This window comes from bacterium (assembly GCA_028821235.1).
Classification (GTDB): domain Bacteria; phylum Actinomycetota; class Acidimicrobiia; order Spongiisociales; family Spongiisociaceae; genus Spongiisocius.
In genome coordinates this window covers 1-20,713 of the sequence record JAPPGV010000119.1, presented here as the reverse complement: position 1 = coordinate 20,713, position 20,713 = coordinate 1, and the positions used below count along the sequence as shown (strand labels likewise).

The 20,713-nt window shown below is 67.2% G+C and carries 24 protein-coding genes; 11 read left to right on the top strand and 13 right to left on the bottom strand.

The features are described from left to right. The 8 genes from OXK16_12325 to OXK16_12290 form a co-directional block, all read right to left on the bottom strand. A partial coding sequence (locus tag OXK16_12325) for a metal ABC transporter substrate-binding protein (GenBank protein ID MDE0376728.1) occupies nt 1–403 on the bottom strand: 403 nt, incomplete at its 3' end. A 279-nt stretch (nt 404–682) separates the two neighbouring features. Further along, nucleotides 683–1,090, bottom strand: a complete 408-nt coding sequence (locus tag OXK16_12320) for a pilus assembly protein TadG-related protein (GenBank protein ID MDE0376727.1) — start codon at nt 1,088–1,090, stop codon at nt 683–685. Further along, nucleotides 1,087–1,422 carry a pilus assembly protein gene (locus tag OXK16_12315; GenBank protein ID MDE0376726.1) on the bottom strand — a complete coding sequence of 112 codons (336 nt, stop codon included), beginning with the start codon at nt 1,420–1,422 and terminating at the stop codon, nt 1,087–1,089. The genes OXK16_12320 and OXK16_12315 overlap by 4 nt, the downstream gene beginning before the upstream one ends. A 23-nt stretch (nt 1,423–1,445) precedes the next feature. Further along, nucleotides 1,446–1,646: a hypothetical protein gene (locus tag OXK16_12310; protein ID MDE0376725.1), complete on the bottom strand. Its 201-nt coding sequence runs from the start codon at nt 1,644–1,646 to the stop codon at nt 1,446–1,448. Nucleotides 1,647–1,714: 68 nt separating this feature from the next. Then, a complete protein-coding gene (locus OXK16_12305; GenBank protein ID MDE0376724.1) occupies nt 1,715–2,356 on the bottom strand; it encodes a type II secretion system F family protein in 642 nt (213 codons plus the stop codon). Next, nucleotides 2,353–3,024 carry a hypothetical protein gene (locus OXK16_12300; GenBank protein ID MDE0376723.1) on the bottom strand — a complete coding sequence of 224 codons (672 nt, stop codon included), beginning with the start codon at nt 3,022–3,024 and terminating at the stop codon, nt 2,353–2,355. The genes OXK16_12305 and OXK16_12300 overlap by 4 nt, the downstream gene beginning before the upstream one ends. Beyond that, a complete protein-coding gene (locus tag OXK16_12295; protein MDE0376722.1) occupies nt 3,018–4,076 on the bottom strand; it encodes an ATPase, T2SS/T4P/T4SS family in 1,059 nt (352 codons plus the stop codon). The genes OXK16_12300 and OXK16_12295 overlap by 7 nt, the downstream gene beginning before the upstream one ends. After that, nucleotides 4,067–4,597, bottom strand: coding sequence for a hypothetical protein (locus OXK16_12290; GenBank protein ID MDE0376721.1), 531 nt, complete (start codon nt 4,595–4,597; stop codon nt 4,067–4,069). The genes OXK16_12295 and OXK16_12290 overlap by 10 nt, the downstream gene beginning before the upstream one ends. A 191-nt stretch (nt 4,598–4,788) precedes the next feature. On the opposite strand from OXK16_12290, the gene OXK16_12285 reads away from it, so the two are divergent. The 6 genes from OXK16_12285 to OXK16_12260 all read left to right on the top strand — a co-directional run bounded on the left by OXK16_12285 (nt 4,789) and on the right by OXK16_12260 (nt 10,405). Then, the gene (locus tag OXK16_12285) at nt 4,789–5,586 is read left to right on the top strand and encodes an HAD-IB family hydrolase (protein ID MDE0376720.1); all 798 of its coding nucleotides are present in this window, start codon (nt 4,789–4,791) and stop codon (nt 5,584–5,586) included. Nucleotides 5,587–5,672: 86 nt separating this feature from the next. Further along, a complete protein-coding gene (locus OXK16_12280) occupies nt 5,673–6,578 on the top strand; it encodes an ABC transporter permease subunit (GenBank protein ID MDE0376719.1) in 906 nt (301 codons plus the stop codon). Continuing rightward, nucleotides 6,575–7,348: an ABC transporter ATP-binding protein gene (locus tag OXK16_12275; GenBank protein ID MDE0376718.1), complete on the top strand. Its 774-nt coding sequence runs from the start codon at nt 6,575–6,577 to the stop codon at nt 7,346–7,348. Before OXK16_12280 ends, OXK16_12275 begins: the two co-directional genes overlap by 4 nt. Further along, on the top strand, nt 7,345–8,133 hold the full coding sequence (locus OXK16_12270; GenBank protein MDE0376717.1) for an ABC transporter permease: 789 nt from the start codon (nt 7,345–7,347) through the stop codon (nt 8,131–8,133). The genes OXK16_12275 and OXK16_12270 overlap by 4 nt, the downstream gene beginning before the upstream one ends. A 221-nt stretch (nt 8,134–8,354) precedes the next feature. Continuing rightward, complete coding sequence (locus OXK16_12265; GenBank protein ID MDE0376716.1) at nt 8,355–9,437, top strand: ABC transporter substrate-binding protein; 1,083 nt, start codon at nt 8,355–8,357, stop codon at nt 9,435–9,437. A 125-nt stretch (nt 9,438–9,562) separates the two neighbouring features. Further along, the gene (locus tag OXK16_12260) at nt 9,563–10,405 is read left to right on the top strand and encodes an acyltransferase (GenBank protein MDE0376715.1); all 843 of its coding nucleotides are present in this window, start codon (nt 9,563–9,565) and stop codon (nt 10,403–10,405) included. A 129-nt stretch (nt 10,406–10,534) separates the two neighbouring features. Here OXK16_12260 and OXK16_12255 read toward each other — a convergent pair whose 3' ends face one another. From OXK16_12255 to OXK16_12245, 3 genes are read right to left on the bottom strand one after another with little or no spacing between them, the layout of a single operon-like run. Next, nucleotides 10,535–10,936 (bottom strand): type II toxin-antitoxin system VapC family toxin, encoded by a 402-nt coding sequence (locus OXK16_12255; protein MDE0376714.1) that lies wholly within the window; start codon nt 10,934–10,936, stop codon nt 10,535–10,537. After that, a complete protein-coding gene (locus OXK16_12250) occupies nt 10,933–11,187 on the bottom strand; it encodes a type II toxin-antitoxin system prevent-host-death family antitoxin (protein ID MDE0376713.1) in 255 nt (84 codons plus the stop codon). Before OXK16_12250 ends, OXK16_12255 begins: the two co-directional genes overlap by 4 nt. 57 nt (nt 11,188–11,244) lie before the next feature. Beyond that, nucleotides 11,245–12,216 carry a DUF4268 domain-containing protein gene (locus tag OXK16_12245; GenBank protein ID MDE0376712.1) on the bottom strand — a complete coding sequence of 324 codons (972 nt, stop codon included), beginning with the start codon at nt 12,214–12,216 and terminating at the stop codon, nt 11,245–11,247. A 131-nt stretch (nt 12,217–12,347) separates the two neighbouring features. Between OXK16_12245 and OXK16_12240 the strand changes: the two genes are divergently transcribed. The 4 genes from OXK16_12240 to OXK16_12225 all read left to right on the top strand — a co-directional run bounded on the left by OXK16_12240 (nt 12,348) and on the right by OXK16_12225 (nt 17,751). After that, a complete protein-coding gene (locus OXK16_12240; protein ID MDE0376711.1) occupies nt 12,348–13,670 on the top strand; it encodes an aspartate aminotransferase family protein in 1,323 nt (440 codons plus the stop codon). A gap of 30 nt (nt 13,671–13,700) precedes the next feature. Continuing rightward, nucleotides 13,701–15,122 carry a dihydropyrimidinase gene (gene hydA / locus OXK16_12235; GenBank protein MDE0376710.1) on the top strand — a complete coding sequence of 474 codons (1,422 nt, stop codon included), beginning with the start codon at nt 13,701–13,703 and terminating at the stop codon, nt 15,120–15,122. Between the two features lie 84 nt (nt 15,123–15,206). Continuing rightward, the gene (locus OXK16_12230) at nt 15,207–16,700 is read left to right on the top strand and encodes a CoA-acylating methylmalonate-semialdehyde dehydrogenase (protein ID MDE0376709.1); all 1,494 of its coding nucleotides are present in this window, start codon (nt 15,207–15,209) and stop codon (nt 16,698–16,700) included. A gap of 34 nt (nt 16,701–16,734) precedes the next feature. Then, on the top strand, nt 16,735–17,751 hold the full coding sequence (locus OXK16_12225) for a TIGR03842 family LLM class F420-dependent oxidoreductase (GenBank protein MDE0376708.1): 1,017 nt from the start codon (nt 16,735–16,737) through the stop codon (nt 17,749–17,751). Nucleotides 17,752–17,797: 46 nt separating this feature from the next. Here the strand turns inward: OXK16_12225 and OXK16_12220 are convergent, their stop codons facing one another. Both OXK16_12220 and OXK16_12215 read right to left on the bottom strand, forming a co-directional pair. Continuing rightward, nucleotides 17,798–18,220, bottom strand: coding sequence for a cupin domain-containing protein (locus OXK16_12220; GenBank protein MDE0376707.1), 423 nt, complete (start codon nt 18,218–18,220; stop codon nt 17,798–17,800). Nucleotides 18,221–18,250: 30 nt separating this feature from the next. Continuing rightward, entirely contained in the window at nt 18,251–19,663 is a 1,413-nt protein-coding gene (locus OXK16_12215; GenBank protein ID MDE0376706.1) for a pyridoxal-dependent decarboxylase, read from the bottom strand. An 83-nt stretch (nt 19,664–19,746) separates the two neighbouring features. Here OXK16_12215 and OXK16_12210 point away from each other — a divergent pair. Then, on the top strand, nt 19,747–20,713 hold a 967-nt coding region (locus tag OXK16_12210; protein ID MDE0376705.1), incomplete at its 3' end, for an aconitase family protein.

Below are 20,713 nucleotides of genomic sequence, written 5' to 3'. Positions count from 1 at the left end.
CGTCTTCCTCGGCGTGGTCGTCGTCTTCGGCCTCATCTTCGGCGTGGTCGTCGTCTTCGGCGTCTTCCTCGGCGTGGTCGTCGTCTTCGGCCTCATCTTCGGCGTGGTCGTCCTCCTCGCCGTGGCCCCCACCTCCGGTAAAGGGCAGGGGGTCGAGCAGGTCACCCACTTCGAGCACGTTGATCCCGTCCTCTTCGGCTGCCTCGATCACGTCGATGAGGCCTTCCTCCAAGCCGAGACCGTTGGCAACCACCAGGTCAGCGGTATAGAGCAGGGCCGCCTGGCTGGACGATATCTGGTATTCGTGAGGGTCGGCGCCCGGCGGCAACAGCACTTCGATATCAGCATTCCCACCAACGACATTCGAAATCACGTCACCGAGGATCGTGGTTGTCGCCACCACTGCCAGCCGGCCTACCGGGGCTATGGAGGTTGGTTCTGGTGCCGGTTCTGCTGCCGCCGGGCTCGAGGTGGAACTCGGCGCAGAGTCCTGTCCGTCCGAACCACACGCTGTTGAAGCTACCGTCAGCATTAGCAACAATGAGACAGCACGCAGCCATCGGGGCATTAGGACTCTTCCTCTCCCTCTCGTACCCTCAGGTAATAAGATAATGATAATCAGTCTCATACGGGGTGGCAACTCTGGGGATAATTCCGTCGGGCCGCGCTGGGCGGCGGCGCCCTAGGGTCCGACCAGCAAGGCCACCGGCCGGAACTCGGCCGCCGCCGTGGCTTCGACGCTCACTTCCCGGAGACCCAGTACGTCCACGTCGGTCCGGGCGGTAACCACTACGGTCCTCGGGCCGTATCGCCTATCAGGTGCGCAGTCACACCGGACGAGCGTGGCGCCGTTGGACCGGACCAGCCGGGCCGCCTCGTCGATCGCTGATCCGGTGGCGCCGAACGGCCGGAATGTGACCGGCGCCGCGGCCAGAGCGCCGGCTTCCGCCGCGGCGATCACCCGGTTCCGAGCAACCAGCACCTGACCGACCGCGGTCGCGCCGGCCATGAGGACGAGCGCCAGCACGATCGCCGCGATCGCGAAGACCGTCACCGATCCGCGGTCCGCGCTGATGTGCCTGGACCTCACGCCTCGACCCGCATCTCGGTGGTCGACTCGAGCGGTATCCGCAACCCGCCGAGCGCCGCCAGCAGGACATGATCGACCGCCACGGTCACCCGGGCCGGCTGACCCACCACCGGCGGGCGCCGGACGGTGATCCGGGTCCGGCCGGCCAGCACCGGGCCGAGCGCACGGCGGGTTGCCTCGATCGCGCGGGCGGGATCGGGCGAGGTCGCAGCCACCCTCGCCCCTTCCCGCCCTGCTGCGGTCAGTTGGAACGCCGTCCTCGCCACCACGGTCACCTCGGCGATCGCCAGCACCAGCAGGAGGATCAGGGGGATGACCAGAGCGAACTCCACTGTGGAAGAGCCCCTCTCGTGCTTCAGCCCAGCAACCCGATGATGTGCTTGGCCACGGAGCCGAAGAACTTGCCGATGAGGCTGGTCCTGTTGATCCAGTTCAGGAGCAACGAAGCCATACCGGCCGCGCACATCCCCACCAGGGTGTACTCGACGGTGGCCTGGCCTTCCTCGCCGCCGACGGCCCGGGTCGCCCGACGGACGATGTTGATGATTGAACTCATGATGAGTCTCCTTTCTCCCGCGTTGGCGGGTTTGCCGGCGTCCGGCCGGTCCGGGGGGAAGTGACATTTCAGAACGACATGAAGGGGTCGAGGAGCCGCGCCAGCGAGGGCAGCACCAGGGGACCGATCATCAGGATGAGCAGGCCCGGGAGCATCAGGAGGGTGAGCGGCAGCACCATCCTCACGGGGAGGCGGCGTGCCTTCTCGACCGCGGTGGAGCGTGCTGCCTCCCGGTATTCGTTGGCCAGGGCGGTCAGGGTGAGTTCGAGCGGCGAACCCGACAGATGCGCCGCGCCCACCTGGCGGAACAGCCGGCCGCCGGTGCCGGTCGCGTTCATCAGGGATGGGGTCAGGCCGCCCTTCACGGCGTGACGGAGGACTCTGTCGACCTCCATGCCCAGCGACGAGGTCAGGCTCCCGCGGGCGAGGGCCAGGGCGCCGGCCGGCGACAGGCCACCCGACAGGCCGATCAGCATGGAGTGGGTGAGCAACTCCAACTCACGTTCCGCCCGGCGTCGGGCCATTCTCTCGGAACGGAGCGCCCGGCGCCGCCGGAGGGAGTACCAGACCAGGCCGAGGCTGGCGCCGGCCAGGGGGTTGGCCAGCCCGATGGCGCCGCCGGTCGCAGCGATGAGGCGCACGCCCACCGCCCGGCCGGCAGTCATGACGTAGACCACGATCGCAACGGACACCATGGTGAAGAGGCTCATGACAGCTTCCTCCCCAGGAGCAGGGTCACGGCAGCGCCGCCGACTAGGAGTACGGCCCCGAGGCCGACCAGGGCGGGTCCGACACTTCCCATCGACATCAGATCCGAGAGCGTTCCGGTGGCGGCAGCGGCCAGTAATCCGCCGACAGGAAGCACGGCCAGTACCGCAACGGATGCCCGGGCGGCCGCACCCGCCGCTCTCACCTCGCGCTGGAGTTCGATCCGGTCGGTCTGGATACCGGCCAGGGTGGCGAAGGCAGCCGATACCCGGCCCCCGCTCTCGGCGCCGATTCGCACCGCGGCTGCTGCCAGGCGACCGGCTCCCGGGAGTGCCTCGGACGCCGCTCCCGCCACCTCGACCATGGGGCGGCCGGACCGGCAGAGGCGGGCCATCCGGGCCAGGTCCAGGTCGGGCGCACGAGTGCCGGCATCGACCAGTGCCTGGCGGAGGCTCCTCCCCGCCCGTAGCTCGGCGCTCACAGCCTGCAGGTAGGCGACCTCCTGGTAGGGGTCTGGTCGGCCCTGGCGGAGGGCCAACCAGATACCGGTGGAGACCCCCGCCAGGCCGGCCCACCACGGCAACACCACCGCGGCGCCCAAGGCCAGCAACTGCCACCAGCGCCGGGGCCGGAGAGCCACGCCGATCGCTACCAGCCCGAGGATCAGCATGCCGTCTCCCGGCATCCGTCGAGCCCGACCTCGGCGATCGTCTCCACCCGGCGGCCGGCGTTCCTGCGGTTCAAGTGCACCACCAGGTCGACAGCGGAGCGGAGTTGGCGCCGGATGGCGGTCTCGCCGACCCCCTCGCTCCCGGTCAGAGCCAGCGTCTCGATCCGCCACAGGGCGTCCTCGGGTCCGTTGGCGTGGACGGTCGACAGGCTCCCGTCGTGACCGGTGTTCATGGCCGAGATCATGTCGAGGGCCTCGGCTCCCCGAACTTCCCCGACGATGATGCGGTCCGGCCGGAGCCGGAGAGCGGTACGTACCAGTTCGGCCAAGGTGACCCGTCCGCGGCCCTCGGCGTTGGGAGGGCGGGCTTCGAGCCGGACCACATGACCGGCGAAATTCAACTCGGCGGCGTCCTCGATGGTGACGATCCGTTCGCCGACCGGCACCGTCGCCGCCAGGGCGTTCAGCAAGGTGGTCTTGCCGGTACCGGTCCCGCCGCTGACCACGATGTTCCTCCGGTCGATCACGGCCTGTTCGAGCACCATGCGCTGGGCATCGGTCATCGAACCCCAATCGACGAAGGTGTCCAGATTGGGCGCCACCGCCGTGAAGCGGCGGATGGCGACGATCGGACCCCCTACCGACACCGGCGGGACGACCGCGTGCAGGCGGCTGCCGTCTGGAAGGCGGGCGCTCACCAGGGGACTCGCCCGGTCCAAACGCAGGCCCAGCGGGGCGATGGTGCGTTCGACGGCCGCCAGGACCGCCGCGTCGTCAGCGAAGGAGACATCGGTGGGCTCAAGGACCCCCAGCCGCTCCACCCAGACCTCGTCGGGGCCGTTGACGAACACGTCCGATACGGCGGGGTCCCGGAAGAGCGGCTCGATCGGGCCCATCCCGACGAGGGTGTCGACCACCACGTCCACGATCCGCGGGGAGGCCAGCGGCGACTCCACCGACATGATCCTGCGCACCTCGGCCTCGGCCTGATCCCGGCTCAACTCGACATCCGACTCGAGCACGCGCCGGAGGACGCGTTCGACTACTGCCATCGCCATCTCCAGGCCGGCGCCCAAGACCGCAACCACCTGCCGGTGGGGGTCTGGCAAGCCGGCACGGAGTTGAAGGCGGAGCGGGAAGGAGCGTCGACAACGGGCCCCGGCCCGGGCTCCACGCGGCCGATTCCGGTACGCACCCACACCCGCGGCGGCACCCGGGTGTCGACGCCGGGGATGAGGGGCGCGACCCGGACGAACGGCATGCCGTCGAGGGGGGTGCGGGTCCGCACCACCACGCACGGCCAGGACCCGACCAGGGCGTAGACCACCTCCATGGCTGCCGGGATAGCCACCCCGCCGTGAGGGAGAACCGCCAGTCCCTTCCGGGAGGGGACCAGCTCGGCCAGAGTGGGGCCGTCCTCCACCAGGTCGGCCAGGGTTCGGCGACCGGGCAGGGGAATCCCCTCCGGATCGAGGTCGATCACGAGCGCCGTGCGGTGGAAGGATGCCAGCGCGAGCGGCGCCAGCATCCCGAGCACATCGTCGTGAAGGGTGTGGACAGCCAGGGCTACCATGCCTTCGGTCCCTGCTGCCGCCCGGCCCGATGCCGTAGTGGATATTGGTTAGCATTAGTGAACATATGGCTAACGTATCCAACTTCGGGCAGCCTGGTAACCCCCTTCTTTTCGCGTTCTCGCGGTCCGATCCGGGTCGCGTTAGGCCCTAAGGCTCCCGAATCGCCCGGCCCTCCCGTAAGATGGGTGGTGTGAGAACGGGTGTCGCCTTCTTCGATCTCGACAAGACGATCATTGCCAAGTCGTCCACCCTGGCGTTCGCCCGGCCCCTCCACAAGGCCGGTCTGCTCCGGAGACGGACACTGCTCAGAGCGGCGACGGCCCAGGCCGTCTACCGGATGGCCGGAGCGGATCAGGAGAAGCTGGACCAGCTCCGTGACCGGCTCGTGAGCCTGACCAAGGGCATCGAGGCTTCCCGGATCCGGGAGCTGGTCGAGGAGACCATCGACGAGGTCCTGACGCCGCTGGTCTACGAGGAGGCGCTCGACCTGATGGACGAGCACCGCCGGGCGGGGCGGGAGGTCGTCATCATGTCCATCTCCCCCGAGGAGGTGGCCCGACCGCTGGCCTCGCACCTCGGGGTCGACCATGTCATAGCTACCCGTTCGGCCGTCGACGAAGAGGGTTGTTACGCCGGTGAGTTGGCCTTCTACGCCAGCGGAACCGCCAAGGCCGAGGTCATCGGGCGGCTGGCCGAGGAATGGCGGATCGACCTCGACCGGTGCTACGCATACTCGGACAGCGTCACCGACCTTCCCATGCTGGAGGCGGTGGGCCATCCGGTGGCGGTCAACCCGGACCGCGCCCTGCGGGAAGTCGCGGCCGAGCGTGGCTGGCCGGTGACCGAGTTCGATAGTCCGGTGAACCTGCGGAGCCGTCTGCAGACCCTGGCCCGGCCGGCGCCGTTGGTGTCCGGCACCGTTGTCGCCACCGCCATAGCCGGAGCCGTGACGCTGTGGGCATTGAAGGCCCGGCAGCGGGCGACGTGACCAGCGCCCGGCTGAAGCGCTGACTGGGCGCCGGCGATGGCGCATGCCCTGCCCGCCCGGCCACGACGGCGCGATCGTGCGGTGCGATGAGCCCTAACGCGCGCCGGATCCTTTCCTTTCTCGGGATACTGGCCGTCCTCGTCGCGATGTGGGAGGGTTACAAGTGGATGGGAACCGCGACGGGGGGTGTGTGGCCCGGTACAGGCATCGGCCTACCGGTACGCACCAACGAGCGTTCGATGCCCCACACCTGGGATGTGGTCATCGCGCTCCTGCGCCCGGCGCGGCGCGGGGGCGACATGCTGGCACTGGTCCTCCTCCGGGCCGCTCTCTTCACCTGGCGTTCGGCACTCCTCGGGTTCCTCCTCGGTAGCGCGGTGGGTTTCGGCCTCGGGGTGCTGTTCGTGCGATCCGCCCTCGCCGAGCGCGGTCTCATGCCACACGTGGTCGCTTCCCAGACGGTTCCCATCCTGGCCATCGCCCCGATCCTCGTGGTCTGGGCCGGTCGCCTGAACGTCACCCGGTGGCTGGTCGTGGCGGTCGTCTCCGCCTACCTGGCCTTCTTCCCGGTCGCCATCAACACCTTGCGCGGACTCCGCAGCCCGGATGCCACCGCCTCGGAGTTGATGCGGTCCTACGCGGCTACCCCGAACCAGGTTTTGTGGAAGCTCCAGGTGCCGGCGGCCCTGCCCTACCTGTTCCCGGCCCTGAAGATCGCGGCGACCGCCTCGATCATCGGCGCCATCGTCGGCGAGCTCCCCGCCAGCATGCCCGACGGACTGGGTAGGGCCATACTGAACTTCGCGGCCGCCTTCTCGGCGGCGCCGGAGAAGCTCTTCGCCTCGATCCTCGTCTCGTCGCTGGTGGGTATCGGGTTCGTGGGCATCGTTGTCCTCGCCGAGAGACTGCTGATACCGCCATCCCGGCGGCTGGAAGACCTCAACGAGGCCGCAGGTCCGCGGGGTCGGAGCCTGAAGGAGGTGGTCGCATGAGCGCGCTCTCGCTACGCGGGGTCGAAAAGGTGTTCAACCCCGGTTCCGACCAGGAGGTTCGGGCGGTCCGTGGGATCGACCTGCAGGTGGAGCGAGGGGAGTTCATCTCCGTCATCGGACCTTCCGGGTGTGGGAAGTCGACGCTCCTACGCCTGATCGGAGATCTCACCCCGCCCTCCGCGGGCACGGTGTCCGTCAACGGCAAGCCACCGTCCCGGGCTCGGCTCGACCGTGACTACGGCATGGTGTTCCAGTCCGCCACGCTGCTGGACTGGAGGAGGGTCCAGGCCAACGTGGAACTGCCTCTGGAGATCATGGGGATGGACGCAGCTGAGCGTTCGCGGCAGGCAGCCGCCATGCTGGAGCTGGTCCAACTCGACCGGTTCGCCAACCATTACCCGTGGCAGTTGTCCGGAGGGATGCAGCAACGGGTCGCCATCGCGAGGGCGCTGGCCTTCAAGCCCTCCATCCTCCTGATGGACGAGCCGTTCGGCGCCCTGGACGAGATGACCCGCGAGCGGATGCAATCGGAGTTGCTCCGCATCCGGGCCGAGACCGGGACGACCGTGGTGTTCGTCACCCATTCCATCCCGGAGGCGGTGTTCCTGTCTACGCGCGTCGTCATCATGTCGTCCCGTCCCGGGACCATCACGGAGGTGGTGGACATAGACCTCGCGGAGCCGCGGTCCGACGAAACGCGTGAGGAACAGCGCTTCTTCGAACTGCTCACCGGCGTCCGCGAGGGGCTGAGAGCGGTGGAGGACTCTTGACCTACCGAGCGGAGTTCCTCAGGAAGCTCTACTTCCGGCTTCCCGCCATCGGGATCTTCGTCGGCGGGCTGATCGTGTGGGAAGGCATGGTCAGGATCTTCGACATCAAGGGCTTCATCCTTCCGGCGCCCACAGCGATCGCCGCCACCTTCGCCACCGAGACCTCCGACCTGCTCGCCGCCGGGGCAGGCACGTTCTCCACCGCGCTGGCCGGCCTGCTGCTGGGCGGCTTTCTCGCGGTCTTTACAGCCCTGGCGGCCGCGCGGTGGCGCTTCGTGCGTGACGGCGCCCTTCCCTTCGCGATCGCGGCCAACTCCACGCCGATCGTGGTGCTGGCGCCTATAGCCAACTCCTGGTTCGGGCTTCGTAGCCCGCTCGGCTCGATCTTCGTCGTCGCGATCCTGGTGTTCTTTCCAGTCATGATCAACCTCGTCCGCGGGCTCCTCTCGGTCGAGGCTTCCGAAATAGAGCTGATGGAGTCCTACGCGGCCGGTCGGCTCGCCACCCTTTGGAAGCTGCAATTCCCGCATGCAACCCCGTACCTGTTCTCCGCGCTGAAGGTCGCCGCCGCGCTCAGCCTCATCGGCGCCATCGTCAAGGAGTTCTTCGGGGGCTCCCAGGAACGGCTCGGCCAGTACATCACCACCAAGGCGGGACTGCTGCAGTTCGAGGAGGCCTGGGCCGCCATCGTCCTGGCTTCCCTGTTCGGCATAGCTCTCTACAACATCGTGGTGTTGATCGAGCGGCGGGTCATCCCCTGGCACGTGTCGGTGCGCAGTGCTTGATCCATGGGCAGGCGGGCCGGTAGCCGCCAGATAAATCCCTCTCTGCGGGTAGCGTCGCCTACTACACCATCTATCCTTAATTGTTTCCCCGAAGGGCGATTTTCGGAACCTTGCGGCCGACGTCGGGGCGCATTGGCCGGGCAAGAGGAGGCGCGGGCCTTGGTGCGCAGAGCGACGCAGGTTGCAGGGCGGGTGCGGGAACAATATGAAGGGAGGCACAAATGAGGAGCCTACGAGCACTCACCGCGACGCTGGCAGTTCTGGTGTTGGTCACCGGTGCTTGCGCCGCCGAGGACGATGAGCTGACCCCGATCAACCTGCAGCTGCAATGGGTGGCGCAGGCGCAGTTCGCCGGCTACTACGCGGCTGTGGATCAGGGGTTCTACACCGACGAGGGACTGGACGTGACCATCCTCGAAGGCGCGGTCGAGATCGTTCCCCAGCAGGTCGTAGCGACCGGAGGCGCCGAGTTCGGTCTGGCGTGGGTTCCCAAGGCCCTTGTGTCCAACGAGGAGGAGGCCGGGCTGGTGAACGTCGGCCAGGTGTTCCAGCGTTCGGGGACGCTGATGGTGTCGTGGGCCGACTCCGGCATCACCTCTCCGAGCGACTGGGAGGGCAAGATCGTCGGGAACTGGGGTTTCGGCAACGAGTACGAGTTGACCGCAGCCATCGAGAAGTTCGGGGTGAACGTGGGTGAACTGGTCGCTCAGAGCTTCGACATGGAGGCCCTGCTCAACCGGGAGATCGACGCCGCCGAGGCGATGATCTACAACGAGTACGCCCAGGTGCTGGAAGCGACCAACCCGGACACGGGCGAGCTCTACCAGCCGTCCGACCTCACCGTGATCGACTTCAACGACCCGTCGATCGCCACGGCCATGCTCCAGGACGCCATCTGGGTCACCGAGGCATATGCCGAGGACAATCCCGACATCGTCGAGGCGTTCCTGCGGGCCAGCTTCCGGGGATGGATCCACTGCCGTGACAACCCCGACAGCTGCGTCGACATCGTGCTGGCCGCCGGACCGACCCTGGGACGCAGCCACCAGACCTGGCAGATGAACGAGATCAACGGTCTCATCTGGCCGTCTCCCCATGGCATCGGCGTCATGGATGCGGCCCTGTGGCAGCAGACCGTCGACGTGGCCACCAGCCAGGGCGTGATCCAGGGCGTTCCGCCGGCCGGTTCCTACCGGACCGACTTCGCCCAGAACGCGGTGGACGCGCTCGAGGACGATGGACTCGACACGGTCGGCAACAGCTGGCAGCGGGTCACCGTGGAGCTGAACCCGGGCGGTGAGTAGAGGATCGGATCCGCGGCAGCGGGACCATCCATAGGAAGTAGCCCTGCGGATCGGTGGGGCCGGAGCCGGCAATGGCTCCGGCCCCCGTTCCGCGCCACAATGAGGAACAGCGGATAGGAGAGAAAATGGCCAACATCGTTCGGGCAGCGCTCCTGCAGGCTGCATGGACCGGTGACCGTGAGTCCATGGTCGAGAAAGGCGCCCACTACGCGTACCAGGCCGCCGACCAGGGCGCCCAGGTGATGTGCTTTCAGGAACTGTTCAACGGGCCCTACTTCTGCCAGGTCCAGGACGACGACCACAAGGACTCCGCCGAGCCCGTGCCCGACGGCCCGAGCACGCAGCGGATGATCGAGGTGGCCAAGGAAACGGGAATGGTGCTGGTCGTCCCCCTCTACGAGAAGGAGGACGACGGCTTCCTCTACAACACCGCGGCGGTGATCGACGCGGACGGTACGTACCTGGGTAAGTACCGCAAGACCCACATCCCGCACGTCAACGGGTTCTGGGAGAAGTTCTACTTCCGGCCCGGCAACCTGGGCTACCCGGTGTTCGACACCGCGGTGGGCCGGATCGGCGTGTACATCTGCTACGACCGCCACTTCCCCGAGGGCTGGAGGGCGCTTGGTCTGGCCGGCGCCAAGATCGTGTTCAACCCGTCCGCTACCAGCCGTGGCCTGTCCATGTACCTGTGGAACCTCGAGCAGCCCGCCTCGGCGGTGGCCAACGAGTACTTCGTGGGCGCCATCAACCGGGTCGGCAAGGAGCCCTACGGCGACAACGACTTCTACGGGTCCTCCTACTTCGTGGACCCCAGAGGGCAACTGGTGGGCGAGGCCGGCTCGGACACCGAGGAGGAACTCGTGATCAGAGACCTCGAGATGGACCTGATCGACGATGTGCGCAAGATCTGGGCCTTCTACCGGGACCGCCGCCCCGACGCCTACGACCCGCTCGTCGCCCCCTGAAGGTCGCGGGTCAGGCACCTACCTCAGATCCGCTGGAACCACCCGCCTAGACAAGGCCCTTGACGTCCGGCATGAGCGTGTCGTGGAATCGGTGGGTGCCATGTACTAGAGCTTCGTTGCCGGCCGTGGTCACACACCGACAACGGAGAGGCCGACCGATCGTGCCGCTTGAGCTTGGCGTAAGTCAAAGGTGAGGAAAGTAGTTGACTGACCTGTGCGTACGGCGGCTGCCACATGCAAGGCATCAAGCGAGCGACACAATGTCTGCTCCGCAATGCGGGCAGCCTCGTTGCAGGTAGGCGCGTCAAGGTTGACCAGCGCAAACGCGTCCAGATCCGCTTGGGCTCGACGGCGGGCACGGAAGAGATCGTCACCCTCGAGGAGGCGCGTGAGGTTGCGACGCAACTCGACTTCGGTGAGCCGCGAGGTGACGAGCACGGGATCGGTCAACATCAACTGTTCGGCGACGTCGGAATCACGCTCGTAGACATACCGCTTTATCAGGGCACTCGTGTCCACATAGAGCGTCATCCCCGATCCTCGTCGATCACCTCCGTGGTGCTCAGGGAAGCTTTGTAGTAGACGGCGGGCGTGAGGCCGGAGCGTGCCGGGGGTGTAATCCAGCCGTCAGCGATGCCCTTCTCCACCATCGATGAGCCACCTATGCCTTCGAGTCTTGCGACCGGCCTGCCGCGGTCGGTCACGAGGATTCGCTCGCCTCCCGCAGCCTTCCTCACATACTCCGATAGACGTGCCTTGAGTTCACGGATGCCGACATTCATGTGGTCACTTTAGGACATCGATGTGACTACATCAACCCGGCTTGGTTACGCAGACTCCTAGATGAGGTCCTTCACGTAGGGCATGAGCGTCTCGTGGAATCGGTGGGCGGCGTCTACCAGAGCTTTGTAACCGGCCTCTCGCTCATGGGCGGGTGTTCGATAGCCACACGCTCCCTCTGGCTCCCAGTAGATGCGGTTCACGCGATGGTCCGGGTTCTGTATCCACTCCAAGTTCGTTCCGAGGGCCTGGTGAATCGTCTCGCGGTGCTCAAGGAGCGAATCGTAGAGCTGGTCGTTCTTGGCACCGTCGTACGACTCCACCCTAAGCTCAACCCGGCACGACTTCAGCGTTACGGACCATTGGAACGAGAACGGTCCTCTGCCGATGATCGTCGCCCAGTTATCACGTGACACGCGGGGCCCGGGCAAGCTTCCGTTCCTCTCCATCGCGTCCCGAAGGCCTGACCAGAAACGCTCACGTTGCTCGTAGCGGATTCTGTCTGCGTCCGATGTCGGCCTCGCCCCGGTAGCGGTCTCCGACTTCCATTCGTTGGGTCCGGCGACTAGCCGGAATCGGAAACCAGGACGAGAGTCACCGATGCGGCCGGCTTCGATGGCGACCAGGAAGAGCCGGATGCCATCAGAACCGTAGGCCTCCGAATAGCGGTTCCACTCGTTCGCCACTGCTACGAACTCGTCACGGTGGGACTCGGCAACAACTATTACGCCCCGGCATTTGAGGCCTACGGCGTAAGCGAGGGCCCGGGTGAGGTGATCGTGGTCGGCCTCGCCATACTGGTTCTCGACAGCCCAGTTGCGGCCGTCGGCGTCCGTCGCGAGGATGTCGAGCCTGCGACCTCCGTGCACGTCGGCCTCGGTGCTGTCCAACTCCAGTTCACCGATCTTGAGATGGTCTGACAGGGCCTCCAAGTTCTCGGCAAGCCAGGGCGTGAAGTCCTTTGCTTCGCCCGGCCAGACCTCCCGGATGTTGATCAGCTTGAACTCCTGAGGCAGATTCTGTCCGGTCATGCCGATCAATCTAACCCGTGCCACGCACGGGCGATGAATCAGACATGGCGAGCAGCTTCCCCAGACAACATCCCCAATGGCCGGTTAGCAGGCATGACCCGGCTTCTCGACGCAAGCGGCCGGTTATCCTGATGCCGTCGACGATACGGGGGTCAACCGTGGGCATCCATGCCGACCTGCTAGAGCGCCACCGGGCGGTGATACCCCCCTGGGTCGGCCTGTACTACGACGAGCCGATCTCGCTGGTGGACGGGGAGGGTCGGCACGTGGTCGACGCCGAAGGCAACCGCTACCTGGACTTCTTCGGGGGGATCCTGGTGACGATCGCGGGCCACCGCGTCCCTCGGGTGGTCGAGGCGATCAAAGCACAGGCGGACCGGATGCTTCACTCCTCCACCCTTTACCTGATGGAGTCCCACATCGCCCTGGCCGAGCAGATCGCCGAGCTGTCGGGAATTCCCGACGCCAAGGTGTTCTTCGCCAACTCGGGTACCGAGGCCAACGACACCGCCCTGATGCTGGCCACCCAGTACCGGCGCTCCAACCAGGTCCTTGCCGTGCGGGGCAGCTACCACGGCAAGTCCCACAGCGCCATCGCCGTCACCGGCAACGCCGCCTGGTCGGGCACCACCTTCAGCCCCTTCCAGGTGACGTACGTGCACGGCGGCTACAAGCTCCGCTCCCCGTTCGGTCACCTGCCGGACGACCAGTTCATCGGCCGGTGCGTCGACGATCTCCGCGACCTGCTCGACATCGCCACGGCCGGCGACGTGGCCGCCATGATCGCCGAGCCCATCCAGGGTGTCGGGGGCTTCATAACCCCGCCCGACGGGCTGTTCGGGGCCATGAAGGAGGTGCTGGACGAGCATGGGATCCTGTTCATCTCCGACGAGGTCCAGACCGGCTGGGGTCGCACCGGCGAGAACTTCTGGGGGTACGAGGCGCACGGCATCGTCCCGGACCTGCTCACCTTCGCCAAGGGGTTGGGCAACGGCATGGCAATCGGAGGCGTGGTCGGGCGGAAGGAGATCATCGATTGCTACCCGGCCAACGCGATCTCGACCTTCGGGGGCAACCCGATGGCGACCACGGCCGGCCTTGCCACGCTCGAGGTCCTGGTGGAGGATGACCTCCAGTCGAACTCCTACAAGGTGGGCGCCCAACTCAGGAACGGGCTCGATCACCTCGCCATGGAGACCGAGCAGATCACGGAGGTGCGGGGCAAGGGCCTGATGCTGGGCGTGGAACTGTCCGAGCCCGGCACCGGCAAACCCGACGCGGCGCTGACCGGAGCCATCATGGAGGAGGCCAAGGCCGAGGGGCTCCTGATCGGCAAGGGCGGGCTGTACGGGAACGTGCTGCGCATAGCCCCGCCGTTGTCCGTCACCGAGGGGGAGTGCGACGAGGGCCTGGCGATGCTCGATGCCGCCGTCCGCCGGGCGACCGGCGCCTGACAGCCGAGACAATCCAACCGGAGGGAAGCCATGGGAACTGCACTCATCAAGAACGGCACCGTCGTCACCGCCACCGAGACCATGCAGGCCGACGTGTTCATCCAGGGCACGCAGGTGGTTGCGATCGTTGCGTCCGGCGGGATTGACCTGGGCCTGGCGGCGGACCGCACCATTGACGCCTCAGGAAAGCTGGTCATGCCGGGCGGCATCGACGTGCACACCCACATGGAACTGCCGTTCGGGGGGACTTTCGCCGCCGACACCTTCGAGACCGGAAGCCGGGCCGCCGCCTGGGGAGGCACCACCACCATCGTCGACTTCGCCGTCCAGACCAAGGGTGAGTACGCCATGGACGGCTTCGAGCGCTGGATGGCCAAGGCCGAGGGCGAGTGCGCCATCGACTACGGCTTCCACATGATCACCGGGGACATCAACGAGCAGACCCTCAAGGAGATGGACATGCTGGTGGACGAGGGCGTGACCTCGTTCAAGATGTTCATGGCCTACCCGGGCGTCTTCTACTCCGACGACGGCGAGATCGTCATGGCCATGCAGAAGGCCGCCGAGAACGGATCGATGATCGCAATGCACGCCGAGAACGGCATCGCCATCGACGTGTTCGTGAACCAGGCGCTGCAACGCGGCGAGACCGATCCGATCCATCACGGACTCGTGCGCAAGTCGGTTCTGGAAGGCGAGGCGACCCACCGCGCCATCCGGCTGGCCGAGGTCACGGGCGCTCCGGTCTACTTCGTCCACCTGTCGGCTCTCGAAGCCCTCGAACAGGTCACCCTGGCCAGGGACGAGGGGCGGAACGTGTTCGCGGAGACCTGCCCTCAGTACCTGCTGTTGGATCTGGACAACCTCGGAGGAGGCTTCGAGGGCGCCAAGTACGTGTGCTCACCACCGCTACGCGACCGGGCGGCGGGACACCAGGAGCGGCTGTGGCGGGGCCTCAAGACCGACGACCTTCAGGTGGTGTCGACCGACCACTGCCCCTTCTGCATGGGTGACCACCACACGTTCGGAACCCAGAAGCAACTCGGGCGGGACAATTTCGCGGCGATCCCCAACGGGATGCCCGGCGTCGAGAACCGGATGGAGCTGATCTTCGACGCGGGTGTCGCGGGCGGGCGCATCAACGCCAACCGGTTCGTGGAGATCACCGCCACCACGCCGGCCAAGATGTTCGGCCTGTTCCCGAAGAAGGGCACTATCGCGCCCGGGAGCGATGCGGACATCGTGATCCTCGACCCGGACCGCACGCACACGATCTCGGTGGAGACCCACCACATGGACGTCGACTACTCGGCCTACGAAGGCCGGGAGATCACCGGCAAGGTCGAGACGGTCATGTCGAAGGGCAAGGTCATCATCGAGGACGGCCGGTACCACGGGCGCAAGGGCGACGGGGAGTACCTGCGGCGCGGCACGACCATGATGCTGCGCTAGAGGGTCTCCGGGGCCCGAAGGGGAGCACCGAGGTAAGCGCTACGGCAGAGTAAGTCAAGGACCTACGGCACGAGGACGAGGGCAATGAAGACGATAACCCACTGGATAGGCGGAAAGCCCTGGGAGGGCGAGCCGGAGCGGACCGGTCCGGTGTTCAACCCGGCCACCGGACGCCAGGCCGCCGAGGTGGCGTTCGCCGGGGCCGGCGAGGTGGACCGGGCGGTCGGCACGGCGCGGAAGGCCTTCGAGGACTGGCGGTCGGTGTCGCTGACACGCCGCCAGAACATCATGTTCGCCTACCGGGAACTGATCACCCGGCACCGGCTCGACCTGGCCCGTATCCTCACCGCCGAGCACGGCAAGACCCTCGACGACGCCTTGGGCGAGGTACAGCGGGGCCTCGAGGTGGTGGAGTTCGCCTGCAACATCGCCCATCTCATCAAGGGCGAGTTCTCGGAGCAGGTGAGCAGCGCCGTCGACACCTACACGGTGCGCCAACCGCTGGGGGTGGCGGCCGGGATCACCCCGTTCAACTTCCCCGCCATGGTGCCCATGTGGATGTTCCCCATCGCCATCGCCTGCGGCAACACCTTCGTGCTCAAGCCGTCCGAGAAAGATCCGTCCGCCTCCCTGCTCAATGCGGAACTGCTGGCCGAGGCGGGCCTTCCCGACGGCGTCTTCAACGTGGTTCACGGTGACAAGGTGGCGGTGGACGCCATCCTGGCCCACCCGGACATCGCCGCCGTCTCCTTCGTGGGCTCGACGCCGATCGCCCGGTACATCTACGAGCAGGGAACCAGGAACGGAAAGCGGGTCCAAGCGCTGGGCGGGGCCAAGAACCACATGATCGTCCTTCCGGACGCAGACATGGACCTGGCCGCCGATGCGGCGGTGTCGGCCGGGTACGGCTCGGCCGGCGAGCGGTGCATGGCTATCTCGGTGGTGGTGACGGTGGGCGAGGCCGCCGAGCGGCTGCTGCCCAGGGTCCGGGAGCGGATCGCCGACCTGGTGGTGGGTCCGGGGGACTCCGAAGGGGCCCAGATGGGCCCGCTGGTCACCGCCGAGCATCGCGACCGGGTCGCCGGCTACGTCGACGCCGGCGAGGCCGAGGGCGCCCGCCTCCTCGAGGACGGCCGGGGCTTCACCAGCGAGGGGCACGAGGACGGCTTCTTCTTCGGCCCGACCCTGTTCGACGGCGTGACGCAGGACATGTCGATCTACCGAGACGAGATCTTCGGACCCGTGCTCTCGGTGGTGCGCACCGACTCCTACCAGGAGGCGATAGACCTCATCAACGTGAACCCGTATGGCAACGGAACGGCGGTGTTCACCAACGACGGCGGCGCGGCGCGCAAGTTCCAGGCCGAGATCGAAGTGGGGATGATCGGGATCAACGTTCCGATCCCGGTACCCCTGTCCTTCTACTCCTTCGGCGGCTGGAAGGACTCCATCTTCGGCGGCCACTCCATCTACGGCCCCGAGGGGGTACATTTCTACACCCGGCCCAAGGTCGTGATCGCCCGATGGCCGGACCCCATACATCGCGGGGTGGACCTCGGATTCCCCCAGCATCGTTAGAAGGCAAGAGGAACCCAAAGAGGGGATAGGCACTATGGACTTCGGCGTCGTGCTCCAGACGGATCCACCGGCCTCCCGGGTCGTAGAGCTCACCCGGCTGGCCGAGGCCAACGGGTTCAGTCACGCCTGGACCTTCGACTCCCACGTGCTCTGGCAGGAGCCCTTCGTCATCTACTCGAGGATGCTGGCCGAGACCGACCGGATGGTGGTGGGTCCGATGGTCACCAATCCCGGCACCCGGGACTGGACGGTGCTGGCCTCGCTGTTCGCGACCCTCAACGAGATGTACGGGGGCCGGACCATCTGCGGGATGGGACGGGGCGACTCGGCCCTCCGCTACATCGGCCGCAAACCGAGGACCCTGGCCAAGATGGCCGAGTCGATGGAGGTCATCAAGGGGCTGGTAGCCGGGGAGGAGGTCGACTACGACGGCACGCCTCTCCGGATACCGTGGATCTCGGAGGGCTGGGACCTTCCCATGTGGGCGGCCGGCTACGGACCGAAGGCGCTGGCCACGATCGGGCGCCATGCCGACGGGTTCATCCTGCAGCTGGCCGATCCCCAGATCCTGGAGTGGACGGTGGGGGCGGTGCGAGCCGCGGCGGCGGAGGCGGGCCGCGATCCCGACGAGATAGCGGTCTGCGTGGTGGCGCCGGCCTACGTGGGCGACGACATCGAGCACCAGCGGGACCAGCTCCGGTGGTTCGGGGGCATGGTCGGCAACCACGTCCACGACCTGGTGAAGCGCTACGGCTCGGACAACCCGGAGATGATCCCCGAGGTGCTGGCCGACTACATCGCCGCCCGGGAAGGTTACGACTACGACCACCACGGGCGGGCCGGCAACCCCTCCACCGACTTCGTGCCCGACGCCATCGTGGACCGTTTCTGCGTACTCGGAACGGCCGAGGACCACATCGCCAAGCTGGCGGAACTAAGCGCCCTGGGGATGGACCACTTCGGGGTCTACCTGATGCACGACGACCGGGAAGGAACGCTGAACGCCTACGGCAGGACGGTCATACCGAGGGTCAAGGGTCAAGGGGTTTGATCGTCGGCTCTCGCCCCGAGCCAACCCTCACCCGCCTCGGCGTACCTCAGTAACCGGATTCGGCGACGGGTGAGCGACCCCCGCCGGCCACCGACCCGTATTCTTCTTCGCTCACCTTGCGGCCTTCCCAGACGGTGGCGCCGCCGGTGGTATGGGATACATGCGTCATCGGCGAGTCCGGGAGGGCGCCGTGCCAGTGGACCTCGCCGGGAGGGGCGTGGACGAGGTCTCCGGTGGAGATCTCGACGGCGGAGCCTTCCTCGTTCTGGACCAGGCCCGCGCCGTTCGTGACGTAGAGCACCTGGCCTTCAGGGTGGTGGTGCCAGTCGGTCCGGGCGCCCGGCTCGAAGCTCACCGCCAGGATGTTCAGCACGCCGTCGTTGCGCACCGGCCCGAACAGCACGTCACCGGTGAAGTACTCCGCGGGCGCCTCCTCCCACGCTACGTCAGCAGGCCTCCAATGTTCCATGATCCTCCGAACCGATAGACGCCGAGGACTCTAGAGGAGAGGAGCGGCTGTCCCGTCTATGAGGCTCCACAGCCGCTCGACATGTTCCTCCCTGGTGTCCATCTGGCCTATCGACACCCGCAGGAACGAGGTCTCCCCGATCCGGGAAGGGGTCAGGAACGAGTGACCGGACCGGTTGACCATCTCCCCCAGCGACTCGGTGGCCCGGTTGCCGGCCCGGTGCCGGAAGCACACCAAGGCGAAGGGGACGGGGGCCACCAACTCGAAACGTGGGTCTTCCCGCACCCGGTCGGCAAGGGAGCGGGCCCATGCCACGTTGTCGCGTATCCGGGCCCGCAGCGCGGCGGCTCCGTAGTAGCGCAGGACGAACCAGAGCTTCAGGGAACGGAAGCGGCGGCCCAGCGCCACGTGCCAGTCCCGGTAGTCGATCACCTGCCCGCTCTCCGAGGAGGCGTTGCGCAGGTACTCGGGCAGGATCGAGAGGGTGCGGATCAGGGGTCTCCGGTCGGCCACGTAGAACAGCGAGCCGTCGAAGGTCATCGGCGTCCACTTGTAAGGGTTGACCGTGTAGCTGTCCACCAGCTCCAGGCCGTCCTGGTGGTGCCGGAATTCCGGACAGAGCATGGCGTTGCCGGCATACGCGGCGTCCACGTGATGCCACATCCCGGCCTGGCGGGCCAGTTCGCCCACGGCGCGGACCGGGTCGACCGCGGTCGTGCCGGTCGTGCCCACGGCCGAGCAGGCGAAGGCGGGCTCCAGCCCGGCCGCCCGATCCTCACGAACCGCCTCCCGTAGGGCATCGATCCGCATGGCGTAGGCATCGTCCACGTCGACCAGACGCACGTGGCGGTAGCCGGCTACCCGGGCTCCCTTCTCCACGGAGGAATGGGCCTGGGAGGACGTGTAGGCGACGCACCGGTCGGCTGCGGCGCCCCGCCGGGCCGCCTCCTCGCGGGCGACCACGAGGGCGGTGTGGACGGCATCCGAGGCGGTCTGCTGCATCACCCCGCCTCCCTGGTCGGTGGTCTTCCACCGGGCGGGGAGCCCGAGCAGGTCCACCATCCAGTCGGCCATCACGCTCTCCAGCTCGGTGCACACCGGGCTGGTGGCCCACAGCATGCCCTGCTGGCCGAGCCCGGCCGAGACCAGCTCGCCGAGGATGCCGGGGCCGGACGTGGCGGCCGGGAAGAAGGCGAACCACCCGGGGGAGACCCAGTTGGTCAACCCGGGAACGACGATACGGTCCAGGTCGGCGGTGATCTCCTCGAAATCCTCGGGCTCCTCCGGAGCGCTGTCGGGCAGCATGTCCCGGATCTCTCCGGGCGCGAGTTGTGACTGGACCGGCAGGTCGCCCACCTGCTCCATGTAACCGGCCACCCAGTCGATCAACGCGTAGCCGTGACGGCGGAACTCCTCAGGCGTCATCTCGCGAAGGTCGGTCATGGTGCTCCCGGTGGCTCGGGCCGGCACAGGTTATATCGGGACTGAACGACCACTACCATGCGTACCCCTCGGAGAAGAAGCGAATGACCGCGCAGCCACGTACCCTTTTTCAGAAGGTTTGGGACGCCCATGTAGCCCACGAGGCTCCCGGGGAGCCGTCCCTGCTCTATATCGACTTGCATCTGGTCCACGAGGTGACCAGCCCGCAGGCGTTCGACGGCCTGCGGCTGGCCGGACGGGGCGTGCGGCGACCCGACCTGACGCTGGCGACCATCGACCACGGGGTCCCGACCGCCAACCGCAGTCTCGGGATACGGGATCCGCTGTCGAAGAGGCAGATCGACGCCCTGATCGCCAACTGCGAGCAGTACGGCATCACCCTGTACGGGCTGGACGATCCTCGCCAGGGCATCGTCCACATCATCGGTCCCGAGCAGGGGATCACCCAGCCCGGCATGACCATCGTCTGCGGCGACTCCCACACCGCCACCCACGGCGCCTTCGGAGCGCTGGCTTTCGGGATCGGCACTTCCGAGGTGGAGCACGTGCTGGCTACCCAGACCCTTCCCCAGGCGAAGCCCAAGGCCATGGCGGTGACGGTGGACGGCGATCTCCCCACGGGGGTGACCGCCAAGGACATCATCCTGGCCATCATCGCCCGGATCGGGGTGGCCGGCGGGGTCGGCCACGTGATCGAGTACCGGGGCTCCACCATCCGCTCCCTCTCGATGGCGGCCCGCATGACCATCTGCAACATGTCGATCGAGGGGGGCGCTCGGGCCGGCATGGTGGCCCCGGACGACACCACCTACTCGTACCTGGAGGGACGCCCCCACGCCCCCAGGGCCTGGGAAGCGGCGCTGGATCACTGGCGCACCCTCCCCACCGATGACGGCGCCGCCTTCGACACCGAGGTCGAGTTGGACGCGGCCGAGCTCGAGCCCCACGTCTCCTGGGGCACCAACCCCGCCCAGACCGTGCCGGTCAGCGCCCGGGTGCCCCACCCGGACGACTACGACGACCCGCTGGACCGGTCGGGGTGCGGGCGGG

Bases quoted from the DNA above. Each gene is read 5' to 3' on its own strand.
- OXK16_12215 (MDE0376706.1), bottom strand. From the start codon at position 19,663: ATGACCGACCTTCGCGAGATGACGCCTGAGGAGTTCCGCCGTCACGGC.
- OXK16_12290 (MDE0376721.1), bottom strand. From the start codon at position 4,597: ATGGTAGCCCTGGCTGTCCACACCCTTCACGACGATGTGCTCGGGATG.
- OXK16_12300 (MDE0376723.1), bottom strand. From the start codon at position 3,024: ATGCTGATCCTCGGGCTGGTAGCGATCGGCGTGGCTCTCCGGCCCCGG.
- OXK16_12220 (MDE0376707.1), bottom strand. From the start codon at position 18,220: ATGGAACATTGGAGGCCTGCTGACGTAGCGTGGGAGGAGGCGCCCGCG.
- OXK16_12255 (MDE0376714.1), bottom strand. From the start codon at position 10,936: ATGACGCTCTATGTGGACACGAGTGCCCTGATAAAGCGGTATGTCTAC.
- hydA (MDE0376710.1), top strand. From the start codon at position 13,701: ATGGGAACTGCACTCATCAAGAACGGCACCGTCGTCACCGCCACCGAG.
- OXK16_12260 (MDE0376715.1), top strand. From the start codon at position 9,563: ATGGCCAACATCGTTCGGGCAGCGCTCCTGCAGGCTGCATGGACCGGT.
- OXK16_12245 (MDE0376712.1), bottom strand. From the start codon at position 12,216: ATGACCGGACAGAATCTGCCTCAGGAGTTCAAGCTGATCAACATCCGG.
- OXK16_12230 (MDE0376709.1), top strand. From the start codon at position 15,207: ATGAAGACGATAACCCACTGGATAGGCGGAAAGCCCTGGGAGGGCGAG.
- OXK16_12240 (MDE0376711.1), top strand. From the start codon at position 12,348: ATGCCGTCGACGATACGGGGGTCAACCGTGGGCATCCATGCCGACCTG.
- OXK16_12250 (MDE0376713.1), bottom strand. From the start codon at position 11,187: ATGAATGTCGGCATCCGTGAACTCAAGGCACGTCTATCGGAGTATGTG.
- OXK16_12265 (MDE0376716.1), top strand. From the start codon at position 8,355: ATGAGGAGCCTACGAGCACTCACCGCGACGCTGGCAGTTCTGGTGTTG.
- OXK16_12280 (MDE0376719.1), top strand. From the start codon at position 5,673: ATGAGCCCTAACGCGCGCCGGATCCTTTCCTTTCTCGGGATACTGGCC.
- OXK16_12225 (MDE0376708.1), top strand. From the start codon at position 16,735: ATGGACTTCGGCGTCGTGCTCCAGACGGATCCACCGGCCTCCCGGGTC.
- OXK16_12305 (MDE0376724.1), bottom strand. From the start codon at position 2,356: ATGAGCCTCTTCACCATGGTGTCCGTTGCGATCGTGGTCTACGTCATG.
- OXK16_12275 (MDE0376718.1), top strand. From the start codon at position 6,575: ATGAGCGCGCTCTCGCTACGCGGGGTCGAAAAGGTGTTCAACCCCGGT.
- OXK16_12310 (MDE0376725.1), bottom strand. From the start codon at position 1,646: ATGAGTTCAATCATCAACATCGTCCGTCGGGCGACCCGGGCCGTCGGC.
- OXK16_12295 (MDE0376722.1), bottom strand. From the start codon at position 4,076: ATGGCAGTAGTCGAACGCGTCCTCCGGCGCGTGCTCGAGTCGGATGTC.